This is a genomic window from Caldicoprobacter guelmensis (assembly GCF_016908415.1).
GTDB lineage: Bacteria > Bacillota > Clostridia > Caldicoprobacterales > Caldicoprobacteraceae > Caldicoprobacter > Caldicoprobacter guelmensis.
Map to the genome: position 1 here is coordinate 1 of NZ_JAFBDW010000002.1, position 17961 is coordinate 17961.

Sequence of the window (17961 nt, forward strand, 5' to 3'; positions counted from 1 at the left end):
GGAAACACCTGTTCCCATTCCGAACACAGAAGTTAAGCCCTTCAGCGCCGATGGTACTAGAGGGGAGACCCTCTGGGAGAGTAGGTCGTCGCCGGGGTCTTTATAAAGCGTTCCTCAGTAGCTCAACGGTAGAGCACTCGGCTGTTAACCGAGGGGTTGTTGGTTCGAATCCAACCTGAGGAGCCATTTCTTTTTTTGGCTCTTGTGATTTGTATTTATATTGGCAATGTGGCTTTTCGTATAGGGGCAAATATACCGGTTTGTGTAGTGTATCTATATGGGCTATAATCAGACTGAAAGATAATGCGCTTTAATTACAAAGCAAATAAGCTCTGGAAAGCAGGGCTTTTTATTTTTTTGGGTATTTGTTAAATCTATTCCGTGTGGTAAAATAATCTCATAATAGACGCTTGAAAACATCAAGGGCTATACGAAAGACATCTCTTAAGGGATTTAGCTGGAAGAGAGTGACATTTTAAGAGTAAAACACAAATTTGATGGTATGTAAAGGGGTGAGGGGGTAATGGACATTTTTGAAAAGTGTTACAATTATACCGCTGCCAAGGAAGCCATGAAGGCAGGGATATATCCTTATTTTCATGTGTTGGAGTCGGGGCAGGATACCGAGGTTATAATCAATGGAAAAAGAACTATAATGATAGGTTCCAACAATTACTTGGGTCTTACTTCTGATCCAAGGGTTATTGAGGCTGCAAAACGGGCTCTGGATAAGTATGGAACGGGATGTTCGGGTTCGAGATTTTTAAACGGTACCCTGGACCTGCACGTTGAACTTGAAAAGCGGCTGGCTGCTTTTCTAAAAAAGGAGGCGGCGCTCACCTTTAGCACCGGTTTTCAGACAAACCTGGGGATCATTTCGGCTATTGCCGGTAGAAATGACTACATAATATGTGATAGGGCTAATCATGCCAGCATAATTGACGGATGCAGGCTTAGCTTTGCAAAAGTGCTCAAGTTTGAGCACAACGACATGGAAGATTTGGAGCGCATATTGAGCAATATTCCAGACAAACACGGTAAGCTCATCGTGGTTGACGGGGTTTTCAGCATGGAAGGCGACATATGCAATCTTCCTGAGATAGTGAGATTAGCTCGAAAATACGGGGCTCGTGTAATGGTGGACGATGCCCACGGCCTTGGAACTTTAGGCAAACACGGCAGGGGTACAGCCGAGTACTTCGGCCTAGAGGATGAAGTAGACATAATAATGGGGACTTTTAGCAAATCATTAGCCAGCTTGGGTGGCTATATAGCTGCTAGCGAGGAGGTAATACATTATGTCAAGCATGTATCCCGGCCTTTTATATTCAGCGCTTCCATTTCACCCGCCAATGCAGCGGCCGCTCTTGAAGCCCTCAATATACTTCAATCCGAACCTGAACGCGTTGCAAGGGTGCAAGAAAATGCAAGGTATATGAGAGAGGGGTTAAAAAAGCTGGGCATTCCTATACGCGAAACCGAAACGCCCATTATTCCTGTCATGACGTGGGAGGACAGAAGGACATTTGTCATTGCTAAGCAGCTTTTGGACGAGGGGGTATATGTCAATCCTGTAGTTTCACCTGCAGTTAAGCCCGGCCAATGCTTGCTGAGAACCAGTTATACCGCTACCCATACAAAGGAACAGCTGGATTACGCTTTGAGTGCTTTTGAGAGGGTATTTAGCCGAGAAACGAAAGAGCCATTTGCTGCGGCTATTGAGTAATATTTAAGTGGAGTAGTTCACAAACAAGGCATTAAAGTAAGATATAATAAAAGGGGGCGTCTTGGGAATGAAGGCGGTAACTTTTAGCGCTGACCTGTTGCCTTATATTTTAACCCTTGCAATGGGAAAGGTTAACCGTAAGCTTTACTATAGCCGTTTTTCTTGTGTAAGGTATGAAGACGTTGAAGAACCTGTTTTACCGGGCGATGACTGGGTAAAGGTTAAGACCATATACGGCGGTATATGTGGAAGCGATATAAACATGATATTCCTTCATGACAGCCCCCTGCTCTCGCCTTTTGCTTCCAAAAAATTTGTAATGGGGCATGAAAACCTTGGAGTCATCGTGGAGAAGGGGAAAAACGTCAAAGGTTTTGAGGTGGGAGATAGAATAGTGGCTGACGATGTATTGTCGTGTGAGCCACGAGGCCTTGAAAAGTGCCCTAAGTGTTTAGAGGGGGATTACAACCTGTGCTTGAATTTTACCGAGGGTAAGCTTTCCGCAGGGACCATCATGGGGACGTGTGCCGATACGGGTGGAAGCTGGGGAGAATTTTATGTTGCACACAAGTCACAGCTATTTAAGGTTCCCGATAATCTTAAGGATGAAGAGGCTATCTTGATAGATCCTCTGTGTTCTGCTTTGCATCCCGTGCTGAGGAACTTTCCTTCTGATAATGAAAAGGTTTTGGTGATAGGTTCGGGTATCATCGGCATTTTGATAGTGGCATCCTTGAGAGCTTTTGGTTCTAAAGCTGATATTACGGTGATAGCCAAGTATGGCTTTCAGGGACAGCTTGCCCATAAGTACGGGGCTGACAGGGTAATATACTCCAGGGATTGCAACGTTGAAACCATGGCTGAAATAACCGGTGGGAAAGTGGTAAAGCCACTTATTGGATATAAATACTTAATTGGCGGATTTGACAGGGTTTTTGACTGCGTTGGGACAGAATCCAGCTTGAAAGATTCTTTAAGGTATATCAACTCCGGTGGAACGCTTGTGCTGGTGGGACTGGGTGCCCAGATAAAACTCGATTGGTCGATGGTATGGTTTAAGGAAGTCACCATAAAGGGGATATACGGTTACGGCGTTGATCCTGTGGATGGAAAAAGGGAGCGAACCTTTAAAATAGGGCTAGATTTAATGGCATCGAGGAAGCTGGATTTATCGCCGTTGGTAACCCATGTATTTGATTTAAAGGACTATAGAAAGGCGATAGAGGTGGCTTCACATAAGAAAGAATACCAATCGGTTAAAGTACTTTTAAAACCGTAACGCTTTGGTATATAACCGTTAAATTTTGATTTCAATGTAAGAAAAACGCAGTTTACAGTAGCTTTACTTTTATATTGACGGGGCAAAGCCGTTGTGTTACACTAAATGTAAGCGCTTACAAGAAGCTATAATTCCTCATTATTGCAAACACTATCTTTTGAATTATAGTGAAATTCCTTTTCAGTTCAAAATGAAAGGAGCTGTTTTAGATGACTAAGGCGGACATAGGGCTTATTGGCCTTGCGGTCATGGGACAGAACTTAGTGCTTAACATGGAGAGCAAGGGCTACGCTGTGGCGGTATATAACCGTACGCCAGAAAGGACCAAGGAGTTTATGGAGGGGCCTGCAAAAGGCAAAGAAAGGATTATACCCGCTTATACCCTGGAGGAGTTTGTGGCATCGTTGAGCCGCCCGCGTAAGGTCATGATAATGGTTAAAGCAGGAAAACCCGTGGATGATGTGATCGATTCCCTTCTTCCTCTTTTGAATGAAGGAGATATAGTAATCGACGGCGGCAATTCCTATTTTAAGGATACCATAAGGCGTACAAGGCAGCTTGCCGAAAAAGGCATCCTTTTTATGGGCGTTGGGGTTTCAGGTGGAGAGGAAGGTGCTTTAAAGGGCCCCAGCATCATGCCGGGTGGACCTTATGAAGCGTGGGAGCAGGTAGGCAGGATATTGAGGGATATAGCTGCCAAGGTAGGAGATGATATTCCTTGCTGCGATTACATAGGGCCTGATGGTGCAGGTCATTACGTTAAAATGGTACATAACGGCATTGAGTACGGGGATATGCAGCTTATCAGTGAAGCATACTTTTTGATGAAAGAGCTTCTGGGATTCTCAGCTCTGGAGATGCAACCCATATTCCAGAGATGGAATGAAGGGGAACTTAATTCTTATCTTATCGAGATTACGGCTGATATCCTGGGAAGGATAGATGAAGAGACTGGACTGCCTATGGTAGATGTGATACTTGATCGGGCAGGGCAAAAGGGGACGGGCAAGTGGACGTCGCAGGAGGCTCTGGATTTAGGCGTCGCTGCTCCTACTATCGCCGAGGCGGTGTTCGCTCGCTGCATATCGGCCATAAAAGAGGAGCGCCTGGCTGCTTCCAAGGTCTTAAAAGGTCCTCAGATTAAGTTTGAGGGTGAGCGTGAGCAACTTATAGAGGATATCGGTAAGGCTTTGTACGCTTCTAAGATTTGTTCCTATGCTCAGGGTTTTGCACTTCTCAGACAGGCTTCTGAAGCCTATAACTGGAATCTCAAGCTGGGCGATATCGCTCTCCTGTGGCGAGGAGGGTGTATAATCCGTGCACAGTTCCTAGAACGTATCAAGGAGGCTTATGATAGGGATCAGCAGCTTCCTAATCTTTTGCTTGACCCATACTTTAAACAAGTGATGGAGGAATCGCAGGACAGCTGGAGAAGAGTTGTAAGCCTGGCCGTGCAAAATGGTATACCTGTACCTTGTTTTAGTTCTGCACTGGCATATTACGACTCGTATCGTAGAGATAGGCTTCCGGCAAATCTCATACAGGCACAGCGTGACTACTTTGGGGCTCATACCTATGAAAGGGTTGACAGGGAGGGCATTTTCCATACCGACTGGCTTGCAAGGTAATTGGGTTGGCTGGTTATAGGAGATAGAAAAAACAAAAAAAGAAAGGATGGGGGAATGTTGAATATCCTTGCTTTAGAAGTGAGCACCTCTTCTGCCAAAGCCATGATATATTCCCTTGATAAGGGGATCAGGGGTGTGTACAGCCTACCTTTTAAGGATACCGTAAATGATGTGGTGTCCCAGGACCCTGAGGGGATTTACCAGGCTGTGATAGAATGTGCCAAAACGCTCATTGAGCGAGAAAACTGTCAGATCGATGCCATTGGGTTAGGGAGCACATGGCACAGCATCCTCTTGCTTGACCGGGAGCGCAGACCCATAGGTAGGATCAAGACCTGGGCCAGTACTGAAGCCGCTCCTACTGCTGCCCAGTATCGAAAAGATGAGCAGCTTAAACGGTGGTTTTACCAGCGGACAGGCTGCATGGTACACAGCATATACCCGGTATGGAAGTTCCTCCATGCCAAGCAGCAAGGGCAGATAGACCCTGAAGGTTATATTTCTTCTCAGCCGGAATACGTATTTGAAAGGCTGACTGGGCAGATAGGGGTTTCACGCAGCATCGCCTCAGGTACCGGTTTTATGAATATCCATACTTTGGAATGGGACCAGGAGATATTGGACTTTGTGGGCCTTAAGGTAAGTCAGTTGGCCCCACTTTGCGAAGTAGACCATACGGTTCCTTTAAGTGAGGAAGCCGCAGCAGAGTTGGGGCTTAAAGCCGGTATTCCGGTAGCTCTGCCTGGCCCCGACGGAGCGCTCAATCAGGTAGGAGCGGGAGCCATGGGGCAGGGCATAATGACCATGTCGGTGGGGACCAGTGGCGCATTGAGAGTTACCAGTCTCATTCCAGTTTTGCCAGATAATCCTTCAACTTGGTGTTATTACGTGGCCGAGGGCAAGAGGTTGGCGGGTGCTGCTACATCTGGTGCAGGCAACTGCGTGCAATGGTTTGGAAAAAAGTTGAACCTTGGTAAGTTAAGTTACCGTGAGCTGGATGAAATGGCCAGTAAGATCGAGGTAGAGGATGCCCCCATATTTTTGCCGTTTTTGTATGGAGAACGTTGCCCAGGATGGGAGGATACCAGGACGGGCATTTTTTTAGGACTCAAACCCCACCATGAGATAGGACATCTCCACTACGCAATACTTGAGGGAGTACTTTTTAATCTATATCAATGTTATATGGTTCTGGAGCAGCTGATGGGGGCACCTAGGGAGATCAGGATATCGGGTGGTATTGAGAATTCACGCTGGTGGCTTCAAATGGCGGCCGATATATTCCAGAGAGAAATTTATACCTCCAGCATAGAACATGCTTCTACCATGGGGGCAGTAGCGGTGGCAATGAAGGCTGTTGGAGCCATAAGGTCGTTGGAGGAGTTTAACCCGAGTCAAGGCAAAAGGATAATTCCTGATGAGAAGATGGCAAAGGTGTACGCTAAAAGGTTTGAGCGTTATATGGAATGGTATGATAAAACTTCTAACAGGGGTGAGTAAATTATGGAAGGAATTGTATTGAAAGCCGCCGATAACAGGGGACTTGATAAAGAGCAGGTCCGTTCTGCCCTGGAAAGGGCTTTGGAGGGACGCAAAGAGAGCCTTAAAAAGGTATTGTTGTTACCGCCAGATTTCACCCGGGCGCATTCGGGAGCAGGAGACATCACCGCAATGCTGTATGAGATGCTTGAAGGTACATGTCAGGTGGATATCATGCCGGCATTGGGCACGCACATGCCTTTAAGCGATGAGGAACGCATAGCTTTCTTTGGTGAGAGGATTCCCAAAGAGCGGTTTATAGTGCATAACTGGCGGGAAGATGTAGTAAAGATTGGGGAAGTGCCCGGCGAGTATGTCAAGGAGATTTCTGAAGGTTTGATGGAGGACTCTATAGATGTGGAAGTTAACTGGCGGCTGGTGAAAGGTGGGTATGACCTCATCGTCTCCATCGGTCAGGTGGTGCCCCATGAAGTGGTGGGGATGGCCAACTATAGCAAGAATATATTCGTAGGTTGTGGCGGATACAGCATGATAAACAAAACGCATATGCTAGGCGCTGTGTATGGAATGGAGAGGATTATGGGTCGGGACCATTCGCCAGTGCGTAAGGTGTTTGACTATGCCGAGCAACACTTTGCCAAAGACATGCCCCTTATTTATATATTGACGGTCACCACCCATGAAGAGGGTAAGGTTTTGATTCACGGCTTGTTTATCGGAAGAGAGCGTAGGTTGTTTGAAGAAGCCGTGGCTTTGAGCCAGCAGAAGAACATGCAGTTCCTGGATGAGCCGTTGCAAAAAGTGGTGGTGTATTTGGACCCGCAGGAGTTCAAGAGCACTTGGCTGGGCAACAAGGCCATATACAGGACGCGGATGGCAATTGCCGATGGTGGTGAGCTCATAGTGCTTGCTCCAGGTGTAAGGCAGTTTGGCGAGGATAAGGGCAATGATATGCTGATTCGCAAATATGGCTATGTGGGCAGGGAGCGGGTGCTCAAGCTGTGGAAGGAGCAAAAGGACCTGCAGGAGAACCAGTCGGTGGTGGCCCACCTCATTCACGGTTCGTCAGATGGGCGATTTACCATCACATACGCACCAGGCCATCTTACTCGAGAGGAAGTGGAAGGTGTAAACTTCAAATACATGGACCTTGATGAGGCTTACAGTCTTTACAACCCCGAAAAGCTCAAAGACGGATTTAACGTGCTGGAAAACGGCGAGAGGATTTTCTACATAAGCAATCCGGCGCTAGGCCTGTGGGCATACAGGGGCAGGTTCTTCAGCGAATGAGGGAATTGGCGAGGTAAGTTGTTGCTGGACATCATGTAAAAAGAGGAGTAATAGCCATTGTTGCTAAAACTGCCGGTGAAGCTTATTGTTTTGAAGCCGGGGTTTTAAGCAGCTTAAGAATTTTGAAAACCTGGAGGGTATATGATGGGGCAGCTGTTGGAAGTATTGAAGAATGAACATATAGAGCTTAGGGTGTGCCCTCAAGTGGGGGCAGGTATCTTCTCTCTGAGGTATTGCCTGGGCAATGAATGGGTGGACGTGATGAGGCCTACACCTTATGAAGCGGTTGAGAACAAAAGCGCAGGCCGGTTCGCCTGTTTCAATATGATTCCCTATTCAAACCGCATAGAAAATGCAATCTTAAAATTCAGGGGCAAGGTCTATAATCTTCAAAAGAATACCCCTGAAGGACATGCCATACACGGTGATGTGCGCTTCAGGCCTTGGAAGGTGCTTTATAAAAATGCGGAGCGAATTGCAATGGGCTTTGATAGCAGGGATTTTAATGATATAGCGTGGCCCTTTCCCTTTTATGCTGAAGTGGAATATATTTTGGCAGGAGCTACTTTAACCATCCGTTTGATGCTAAAAAACATTGGGACTGAAGAGATGCCAGGTGGTATGGGTATTCATCCATATTTCATGAGAAGGCTCATGCCTGAAGATGATGCTGTGTTTTTGCAAATGCCCGCAAAGGGCATTTATCCTGGCGATACTCCGATACCCACTGGTCCGTGGACTGAAATACCCCCTAATCTTGATTTTTCTCACGAAAGGCAGCTGGGCCTTGAGCATATTGATAAGTGCTATAGAGCCATTCATGCTCCTATCATTATAAGATGGCCAGGCAGCGGTGTGGTGCTTACGATGGAAGCAGATGAAATATTCAAGCACGTAATTCTGTATTCGCCGAAAGATAACCATGAATTTTTTGCGGTTGAGCCGGTTACCAATTGCAATAACGGATTCAATATGGCCGAAGAAGGGATAGAGGATACAGGCACAATTTATATGCAACCGAAAGATACTATAGTTGGAAGTATAACCATACAACTTATGCGAGAGGACATCTGTTGAGTGTAGGGAGGTTAATTAAATAGTCGAGTTTTTCTGAAAATTTTTTGTGTATTGGGAGGACTTCAATAATATAAAGAAGAATTAAATTTATTGAAGATAGGGAAAGGGTATTGGAGGTGCCAGGAGATGAGTAGTGGTGGTATTGCGGTAGGGGGCAATCTGGTTGTAGACTACTTGAAGGTGGTCGACAGTTACCCGAAAGAAGGTCATTTGGCCACTATTTATTCTATAACTAAATCGGTTGGTGGAGCGGTTACTAATGTTTTGATTGACCTTGCTAAGATGGATCCATCGCTTAAACTTCAAGCCATTGGTCTTGTAGGTTGTGATGAAGATGGAGAGTTTGTATTGGATTTGCTAAATAGACACAATATTGATACACGCCTTGTTAGAAAAGAGACCTCAGTTAAGACTTCTTTTACCGATGTCATTACAGTCGAATCGACAGGGCATAGGACGTTTTTTCACTACAGAGGCGCTAATAGCTTTTTGGCTCCTGCGCATTTTGATTTTTCGCAAATTGATGCTGAATTGTTGCATGTAGGATATATACTGCTGTTGGATACCCTAGATTCTTTTGATGATGAATATGGAACACTGTTAGCTCGTGTGCTTGCTGATGCTCAACGTAAGGGGATCAAAACTTCTATTGACGTAGTAAGTGAGAACAGCGATAGATTTTCTAGAATTGTTCCCCCCAGCCTTAAGTACACAAATTATTGTATTATAAATGAAGTAGAAGCTTCATTGACTACGCATATTCCGGCCAGGGATTCAGGAGGAACCCTTATACTTGAGAATGTGGAGAAGATGTGTGCTGTGCTGTTTGAAATGGGGGTTCAGGAGTGGGTTGTGGTTCATGCCCCAGAAGGAGCGGTTGCCATGGACAAAAGCCGAAAAGTGTACAGGCAACCTTCGTTAGCTCTCCCTCCAGGGTATATCAAGGGAACAGTGGGAGCTGGTGATGCTTTTTGTGCTGGGGTGCTGTACTCAATCTACAAAGGGTGGGATATCGAAAAAGCCTTGGCAATGGGAACGGCTGCGGCTGCTTGTTGTCTTTCTGAGGTTAGTGCCACTGAAGGGATGAAAGATATTGAAAGCATTGAGAAGTTGTTTAATTCTACGCCTAAAGGTAATTTTTGATGAAGGGGTGTGAGTATATGAAACGTTCTCAAATTAATGCTATCATTAGGGAAGCTATCGCTGCATTTGAAAGGCATGGATGGTTTCTTCCCCCCAATCCCAGATGGGATGTCACTGATTTTGGACTGGGGGATTTTGAGAAGGTAGGGCTTACTTTGGTTAATTTGACCGAACAGCCAGAATATTGCGAAAAGATAATGTATGTAAAGAAAAATCAAGTTACCCCCACTCATTATCATGCATCTAAAAAAGAGGATATTATATGCCGGTGGGGAAAGCTGGCAATTAAATTAGAAGGCGATGAGGATACCATAAGATTGCAGGTTAATGGTGTAGAGACTGACATTCCTACGGATAAACCGTTGATTTTGACTTCAGGGGAAAGGATTACCATTAACAGGGGAGTGCGCCATTCATTTTGGGCTGAATCGGAATATGCTATCGTAGGGGAGGTTTCTACGGCAAACGATGACTTGCATGATAATTTCTTTGATGACCCCAATGTAGGAAGATTTAGTGACATAGAAGAGGATGAACCACCTATTGTTAAATTGGTAAGCGATTAAAAATTTTCTTTAATTAAAATCCATGTGGGTCTTTATGTATCAGAGGACGGGATGTAGCTTTTATGAATATTTACGAAATTGCCAAAAAAGCGGGGGTATCCATTGCAACAGTATCCAGGGTAATAAACAATAGCCCAAATGTTAGGCAGGAGACTAGGGAGAGAGTGGAGGCTGTACTTCGAGAGTACAGGTATACTCCTAATGCTATAGCGCGAAGCCTGGTGACCAGGGCTACCCATACCATTGGTGTTTTAACCAGCGATGTGAGGGACTCATATTATGCTAGTGCTATCTATACCATAGAACAAAGGTTTGGGGAACTAGGGTATAACGTGATTTTATGTAATACTGGGTTGGAACTTAAAAAGAAAAGGGAATATCTTCGAATAATGCTACAAAAAAAAGTGGATGGCATTATACTGGTAGGTTCGGTCTTTAAGGAGAAAAACGATAATAGCCATATATACGAGGTGGCCATGCATGTACCTGTGGTGATGCTCAACGGTGATCTGCAGGGGGATAATATTTATTCAATCGTCTGTGACGATGGTTTGGCTATCTTTAACATAGTTGAGCTACTTTATTTAAAAGGGCATAAGGATATAGTGTACCTGTACGATGTGGAAAGCTTTAGCGGTATGGCCAAAATAGAGGGTTTTAAGAAGGGTATGAAAAAAAACAACCTAAAGTTTGATGACGGCAGCATTATCAAAGTATCTTCAGGTATTCAAGGTGGATATGAGGGAGTAGAAAGGTTGGAAGGAGAAGGTAGGCGATACACGGCGATTTTGACCAGCGAGGATATCATTGCAGTAGGGGTACTCAAAAAACTTAAGGAGATGGGGAGGCGTGTACCTGAGGATGTAGTGGTGTTTGGATTTAACAATTCTCAATACTCGCTGTGTACTGTGCCCGAGCTGTCTACTGTGGATAATAAGGTGACCGACATGGCTTTGGGGGCTGTACAGATGCTGTATGATGTGTTGCAGGGAAAAAAAGTTACGCATAAGATAGTGGTTACTCCTGAACTGGTAATAAGGGGAAGTAGTTGAGGTCTCGAAGTTACAAAAGAATGCTTTCGTATTTCAGGTATCAAATAAAGATGTTTTTTGAGCAAGAGGCAGTTATAGTTTGTTAAAAAATAGAAAACTGCTTGTGCTGAAGTGCGGCAGAAATGTTGATATTCAAAATAATTAAAAGGGGAGTGATTTAAATTATGGCAATTGCTGATGTTAAAGAGCTGCGTGCTGCAGTGGATGCAGCTGTAGAACAAGTTGAAATTACCGATGTACACACACATCTATACACGCCGTGTTTTGGCGATATGCTGTTGTGGGGTGTAAACGAGCTGCTTACTTATCATTATCTGGTGGCAGAGGTTTTCAGGTGGATAGATATGCCCTACGACGATTTCTGGAGTATGTCAAAACGGGAACAGGCTGACCTCATATGGAAGATGCTGTTTCTAGAAAACAGCCCCTACAGTGAGGCATGCCGCGGTGTGCTGACGGTACTAAATAAATTAGGGCTTGATGTTGCTAGCCGTGACTTAGAATCATATCGCCGGTACTTTGCAGGGAAGACCCTGGAAGAATATGTAGATCAGGTGTTTGAGCTATCCAAGGTCAAGGAAGTGGTGATGACCAATGATCCTTTTGATGACAGCGAACGAAGGGTGTGGTTGGAATCTTACAAAGCTGACCCGCGGTTTAAGGCAGCGTTGCGCATTGACCCCCTTCTCAACACCTGGGATCAGACGTGGATGAGGCTTAAGGAATGGGGCTATGGCGTCGATAAAGAATTGAACCAGGCAACGCTTAAAGAGGTAAGGCGTTTCTTAAGCGATTGGGTAAATCGTATGCAGCCGGTGTATATGGCTGTATCGTTGCCACCAACCTTTGCCTTTCCAGAGAACTCCACCAGGGCAGTGCTCATTGAGGAATGCGTTCTGCCAGTATGTAGAGAGCACAACATACCCCTAGCGATGATGATAGGTGTAAAGAAGCTTGTCAATCCTGGGCTTAAGCTGGCGGGCGATTCTGTGGGCAAGGGCAGCATTGAGGCTGTGGAGTATCTGTGCGCCAACTATCCATACAACAAGTTTATGGTTACCATGCTATCAAGGGAGAATCAACATGAATTGAGTGTAGCGGCACGCAAGTTCAGAAATCTCATGATATTTGGATGCTGGTGGTTCCTTAACAACCCCAGTTTGGTCGACGAGATAACCCGTATGCGGTTTGAACTTCTAGGTGTTAACGTCATACCGCAGCACTCGGATGCCCGTGTGCTGGACCAGCTTATCTATAAATGGGCTCATTCCAGGAAGGTCATAGCTGATGTGCTGTTTGACAAGTATAAGGATTTGATGGAGACGGGTTGGCAGATTGAAGAAAGCGAGATACGCAGGGACGTGCAAAAGCTGTTCAGCCAGAACTTTTGGGATTTCATAAACAAGAGGATATAAAAACAGGTTTATCTGTAACTTTTTTACCGGGAAATATTTGTATTTTTGTTGTAAAGAAGGGAGATGTACTTCAATGGATAAGGAGCAGATTCTCTCAAAGATAGTTGAAGGCGGCCTTGTGGCGGTGGTAAGGGCTGAGTCTGGTGAGCAGGCATTAAAGATCGCCGATGCCTGCATGAAGGGTGGAGTAGCTGCTATAGAGATAACATTTACCGTTCCAGGAGCTGCCGATGTAATCAAGGAGTTGGCAAAGGTTTATACTAAGGGTGAAATCCTGCTGGGGGCCGGGACGGTAATGGATGCCGAAACGGCTAGAACAGCCATTCTCGCGGGGGCACAGTATGTGGTAAGCCCTTACTTAAACGTTGAAATCGTCAAGCTTTGCAACAGGTACAGGGTGCCCTGCATGCCAGGGGCCATGACCATTAAAGAGGTTGTGGAAGCAATGGAGGCGGGTGCTGACATCATCAAGATTTTTCCGGGGGAACTATTTGGGCCGCAAATCATAAAAGCCATACTTGGGCCCATACCCTACGCAAAACTCATGCCCACCGGTGGTGTCAGCCTGGGGAACGTTGAGGAGTGGATCAAAGCCGGTGCTGTGGCGGTGGGTGTGGGCAGCGCACTGACTAAAGGAGCGAAGACGGGAGACTATGAGGCCATAACCAGGACTGCGCAGGAGTTTATTGCAAGGATTAGAACAGCCAGGGGAATTTGTTGAGGTGAAGGAACTTATTGGGCATAATCTTTGAGGACAGGGTGGTTTTTTGATTTGTATAGATGTCCTGTCTTGTAGGGTACTTCCCCGAGACAGTGGCCAGATGGTATTCTTGTGGTACAGGTTGCTGATTGCTTCTTATAGGTTTTTCATAAAATCTGTACTTTGATGGACAATGTAGTATACAATAAGTTGTGGATAAGTTGGTGAATGCGCTTTCTTTAAGAAACTTTTTCTTGTCTCTAACAGCGATTCAAGTAGATATTATTGTGCCAACAATTTAAGGTAGGGAGGTTTTTGTACATGTCTAAAAAAGTAGTGACCTTTGGAGAAATTATGTTGAGGTTATCACCACCAGGATATTTAAGGTTTACCCAGGCAAGCAGTTTTGATGTGGTATACGGTGGCGGAGAGGCAAATGTGGCGGTGTCGCTGGCCAACTTTGGTATAGATGCTGTATTTGTCACAAGGCTTCCCAAAAACCCCATAGGGGATGCAGCCATCAGCGAGCTGCGCCGCTATGGTGTCGATACGCGCTACATAGCTAGGGGAGGCAGCAGAATAGGCATATATTTTATGGAAAAGGGGGCTTCGGTGAGGCCGTCCAATGTGGTATATGACAGGGCGCACTCTGCCATATCAGAGGCAAAAGTGGGCGATATTGACTGGAGAGCCGCTTTTGAAGGTGCCGAATGGTTCCATTTCACGGGTATTACTCCGGCACTGGGAGACAATGTAGCGGAGCTGGTTGAAGAGGGCTGCAAAGTTGCGAAGGAGATGGGCCTTACCGTAAGCTGTGACTTAAATTATCGCAAGAAGTTGTGGTCTACCGAAAAAGCCGGCAAAGTAATGGGAAACCTCATGCAGTACGTTGACATAGTGATTGCCAATGAGGAGGATGCTGAGAAGGTGTTTGGTATAAAGGCGCCCGAAACCGACGTGATTGCCGGTCAGCTCAATCTGGAAGGATATAAATACGTGGCACGCGAACTGTATAACCGTTTTAATCTCAAGATGGTAGCTATCACATTGAGGGAGAGCTTATCGGCGTCTGACAACAACTGGTCTGGTATGCTGTATGATGGAAAGGAGTATTACTTCTCTAGGAAATACAAGCTCCACATTGTGGATCGCGTGGGCGGTGGGGATGCATTTGGTGCCGGGCTTATATATTCCATTATCACAGGTAAGGACCTGCAGTATGCCCTGGAATTTGCTGTTGCAGCATCTGCTCTTAAACACACCATCGAGGGTGATTTCAACCAGGTGTCGGTTCAGGAGGTTGAGGCCCTGATGAAGGGGGATGCTTCAGGTAGGGTACAGCGGTGAGTTTTCCTAAGCATTTGGATATGATTTTTGGATTGCAACCTTGAGGGGATATTGCAGTAAATTGAAGAAAGGTTTGCTTTGAAAGGAGACAAAAACTTTATAATGAATAGAAAGGTGAATAAGGAAGTATGTGAACGAGCACACAATGCGAAAAGCGATAAGGCGACAAAAATGGGACCGGTTTACTATAAAAATAGGTCCCATTTGTTTTTTTAATATATTTTTGCTCGTCTTAGCTTGCAATAGTGAAAAAAGAACACTTAAAAGTATATTTTCCGTGATAAATGACCGTTTGACGTCATAGAAGAAGAAGTGATACAATATATAGTACTTAGACAGATAAAGTTATACTATATAATGGATATATAGCTTTTATATGTACATAATGGTTATGAGCCATAAATAAATGAAATATTGGGTTTCTATATGCAAGAAATCTCCATTTGTAATAAAATGAAGACGAATTATGCTTGGTTGTACGGACAGGTAGTGGGATGATATGAGCTACTTAAATTTATGCCTGCGGAGATTGGACCTTTGCTGCCGGGAGATACCTTCTCGGTGGCAAGTTTGGTCGATGGAAGAGAAAGCCTCCACATCTTTATATGGATGGTAGTTCACTCACACGGGTAGGCTGTTCTTTCCCAAAAACGGTTATACAAAAGAACAAACAGGAGGGAATTTTATGTTTTTGACTGAGAATGCTTTAAAAGTGCTGCAAAAGAGGTATCTGGCCAAGGACGAAAACGGCAATATAATTGAGACGGTTGAGGATATGTTCAGGCGCGTGGCAAGGCATGTCGCACAGGCTGATAAGATATATTCACCCGATGCTGATGTGGAAGCGGTGGAAGAGGAATTCTATAACCTCATGGTAAACCTCGAGTTCATGCCTAACTCTCCAACCCTCATGAATGCCGGAAGACCCTTAGGGCAGCTGTCTGCTTGCTTTGTGCTGCCCGTTCCCGACAGCATGGAAGGCATATTTGATGCTGTAAAGCACGCTGCACTGATACATAAAAGCGGCGGCGGCACAGGGTTCAGCTTTTCGCGCCTGCGCCCCAAGGGCTCTGCGGTGAAGTCTACCGGCGGCGTGGCTAGCGGCCCGGTCAGCTTTATGAAGGTGTTCAACGCCGCAACCGAGGCAGTAAAGCAAGGTGGAACACGGCGTGGTGCCAATATGGGAATACTCAGGGTGGACCATCCTGATATACTGGAATTCATCGACTGCAAGAAGAACAACTCGGATATAACCAATTTCAACATAAGCGTTGGTATTACCGAGGCCTTTATGCGAGCCGTGGAACGGGGGGAGGACTACGACCTCATAGACCCCCGTACTGGAAAGCCAGCCGGCAGGCTCAATGCCAGGGAGGTATTCGATAAAATTGTCGAAAATGCCTGGCACAACGGGGAGCCCGGCATAATATTCCTGGATCGTTTAAACAGGGATAATGTGCTCATTGAGCTGGGGGAGATAGAGAGCACCAACCCGTGTGGCGAACAGCCACTGCTGCCCTATGAGAGCTGTAATCTTGGCTCCATAAACCTATCCAGAATGGTTGAAGAGGTTGACGGGAAGTACGTCGTAAACTATGATAAGCTGGGCAGGGTTGTGGACTTAGCGGTGCACTTCCTGGACAACGTTATAGACGTAAATAAGTATCCGCTGCCGCAGATCGAGGAGATGACCAAGGGCAGTCGTAAGATCGGCCTTGGAGTTATGGGATTTGCCGACATGCTGTTCAAGCTGGGCATTCCTTACAACTCTGATGAAGCGGTGGAGCTTGCTCGCCAAGTCATGAAGTTCATCCAGGAGCGTTCCAAGGAGATGTCGGCGCGCCTTGCCGAGGTAAGAGGGGTATTCCCATTCTTCGAAAAGAGCACCTTAAGGCATAAGGGCCTAAGGCTGAGGAATGCCACTACTACCACCATAGCCCCAACCGGTACAATAAGCATCATATGCGGTACCACCAGTGGGATAGAGCCGCTGTTTGCCATATCCTTTGTGCGCAACGTGATGGATAACGATCAGTTGGTGGAAGTGCATCCATACTTTAAAGAAGTGGCCATAAAGCGCGGGTTTTATTCTGACCAGCTGATGAGGAAGATAGCTGCTCGAGGTAGCATCCAGGGCATGGAAGAGATACCCGAGGATGTAAGGCGGGTGTTTGTGACCGCCCACGACGTCTCGCCTGAATATCACGTGCGCATGCAGGCAGCTTTCCAGGAATATACGGATAACGCCGTGTCAAAGACGGTCAATTTCCCCAACAGCGCCACCGTGGAGGACGTAAGGAAGGTTTACTGGTTGGCTTACGAGCTGGGGTGCAAGGGCGTAACCATTTACAGGGACGGCAGCCGTGAAGGCCAGGTTTTGAGCGTTAAGCCCAAAGAAGATAAACCTCTAGAGGAGAAGCCGATAGAAGATAAGCCAAAAATTGATAAAAAAGACGAGAAAAAAGATAAAACCGGTTCTCTCACCGAGAAAATATACAGCCGCATAAAGGAGCAGGCTGAAAACAAGCAGCCAAAAATAACGCCCAGGCCAAGGCCTGACGTTACCATGGGCTTTACCGAAAAGGTGCGGATCGGCTGCGGTAACTTGTACATCACCGTCAATTATGATGACCAGGGGATATGTGAGGTGTTTACCAACCTGGGGCGGGCAGGCGGATGTCCTTCACAGTCCGAGGCCACCAGCCGCTTGATCTCCATAGCGCTGCGCTCCGGCATGGATGTTGACACCATAATAGAGCAGCTCAAGGGTATAAGATGCCATTCTACCCTGAGGCAGAAGGGGCTTAAGGTGTTATCGTGTCCTGATGCTATAGGCAGGGTGCTAGAGAAGGTGGTAAAGCTAAGGCTCAACAATAACCTGGAAGCCGAGGAACTTGACATCGGTAGCCCCGATATGGTAGACAAGCACAGCTGCCTTGCCAACTGTTCGCTTTGTTCTCTAAAGGATGTGTGTAACAACCCCTACAAAGAAAATGGCGGGATTCCGCTGAGTGATAGTGATTCTTCGGTAGATTTACCGGCCGGTTCTTTAGAGAATAGTGGCAAGCTTCAGAAAAAAGGGCAGAAATGTCCTGAGTGCGGAGCGACTATGGAACACGATGGTGGATGCGTCGTGTGCCGCTCCTGTGGGTATTCAAAATGTGGATAATGGTTGGATATTTTGAAAGTAACATCGAGATTTTCTGTTACCCTAATTTTTTATTAGGGTTATCGATAT

The 17961-nt window shown here is 45.9% G+C and carries 13 protein-coding genes, 1 tRNA gene and 1 rRNA gene; all 15 read left to right on the plus strand.

The window, feature by feature from the left end:
- A 5S ribosomal RNA gene (gene rrf / locus JOD02_RS02510) occupies positions 1-97 on the plus strand; the annotation flags it as partial.
- Positions 98-111: 14 nt separating this feature from the next.
- Positions 112-186 (plus strand) — tRNA-Asn (locus JOD02_RS02515).
- Between the two features lie 337 nt (positions 187-523).
- Entirely contained in the window at positions 524-1726 is a 1203-nt protein-coding gene (locus JOD02_RS02520; RefSeq protein ID WP_204486646.1) for an aminotransferase class I/II-fold pyridoxal phosphate-dependent enzyme, read from the plus strand.
- Positions 1727-1793: 67 nt separating this feature from the next.
- Entirely contained in the window at positions 1794-3005 is a 1212-nt protein-coding gene (locus tag JOD02_RS02525) for a zinc-dependent alcohol dehydrogenase (protein ID WP_204486648.1), read from the plus strand.
- Positions 3006-3214: 209 nt separating this feature from the next.
- The gene (gndA, locus tag JOD02_RS02530; RefSeq protein WP_204486649.1) at positions 3215-4633 is read left to right on the plus strand and encodes an NADP-dependent phosphogluconate dehydrogenase; all 1419 of its coding nucleotides are present in this window, start codon (positions 3215-3217) and stop codon (positions 4631-4633) included.
- Between the two features lie 54 nt (positions 4634-4687).
- Positions 4688-6133, plus strand: a complete 1446-nt coding sequence (locus JOD02_RS02535) for a gluconokinase (protein WP_204486651.1) — start codon at positions 4688-4690, stop codon at positions 6131-6133.
- A 3-nt stretch (positions 6134-6136) separates the two neighbouring features.
- Positions 6137-7423, plus strand: a complete 1287-nt coding sequence (locus tag JOD02_RS02540) for a lactate racemase domain-containing protein (protein ID WP_204486653.1) — start codon at positions 6137-6139, stop codon at positions 7421-7423.
- A 144-nt stretch (positions 7424-7567) separates the two neighbouring features.
- Positions 7568-8500, plus strand: a complete 933-nt coding sequence (locus JOD02_RS02545) for an aldose epimerase family protein (RefSeq protein WP_204486655.1) — start codon at positions 7568-7570, stop codon at positions 8498-8500.
- A 126-nt stretch (positions 8501-8626) separates the two neighbouring features.
- Positions 8627-9643, plus strand: coding sequence for a carbohydrate kinase family protein (locus tag JOD02_RS02550; RefSeq protein ID WP_204486657.1), 1017 nt, complete (start codon positions 8627-8629; stop codon positions 9641-9643).
- A 17-nt stretch (positions 9644-9660) separates the two neighbouring features.
- The gene (locus tag JOD02_RS02555; RefSeq protein ID WP_204486659.1) at positions 9661-10209 is read left to right on the plus strand and encodes a D-lyxose/D-mannose family sugar isomerase; all 549 of its coding nucleotides are present in this window, start codon (positions 9661-9663) and stop codon (positions 10207-10209) included.
- A gap of 62 nt (positions 10210-10271) precedes the next feature.
- On the plus strand, positions 10272-11261 hold the full coding sequence (locus tag JOD02_RS02560; RefSeq protein WP_204486660.1) for a LacI family DNA-binding transcriptional regulator: 990 nt from the start codon (positions 10272-10274) through the stop codon (positions 11259-11261).
- A gap of 164 nt (positions 11262-11425) precedes the next feature.
- On the plus strand, positions 11426-12676 hold the full coding sequence (locus tag JOD02_RS02565; RefSeq protein ID WP_204486662.1) for a glucuronate isomerase: 1251 nt from the start codon (positions 11426-11428) through the stop codon (positions 12674-12676).
- Between the two features lie 73 nt (positions 12677-12749).
- Complete coding sequence (locus JOD02_RS02570; protein WP_204486664.1) at positions 12750-13397, plus strand: bifunctional 2-keto-4-hydroxyglutarate aldolase/2-keto-3-deoxy-6-phosphogluconate aldolase; 648 nt, start codon at positions 12750-12752, stop codon at positions 13395-13397.
- Positions 13398-13697: 300 nt separating this feature from the next.
- Positions 13698-14723, plus strand: coding sequence for a sugar kinase (locus JOD02_RS02575; protein WP_204486666.1), 1026 nt, complete (start codon positions 13698-13700; stop codon positions 14721-14723).
- Between the two features lie 685 nt (positions 14724-15408).
- Complete coding sequence (locus tag JOD02_RS02580; RefSeq protein ID WP_204486668.1) at positions 15409-17892, plus strand: vitamin B12-dependent ribonucleotide reductase; 2484 nt, start codon at positions 15409-15411, stop codon at positions 17890-17892.
- The last annotated feature ends 69 nt before the right edge of the window (positions 17893-17961 follow it).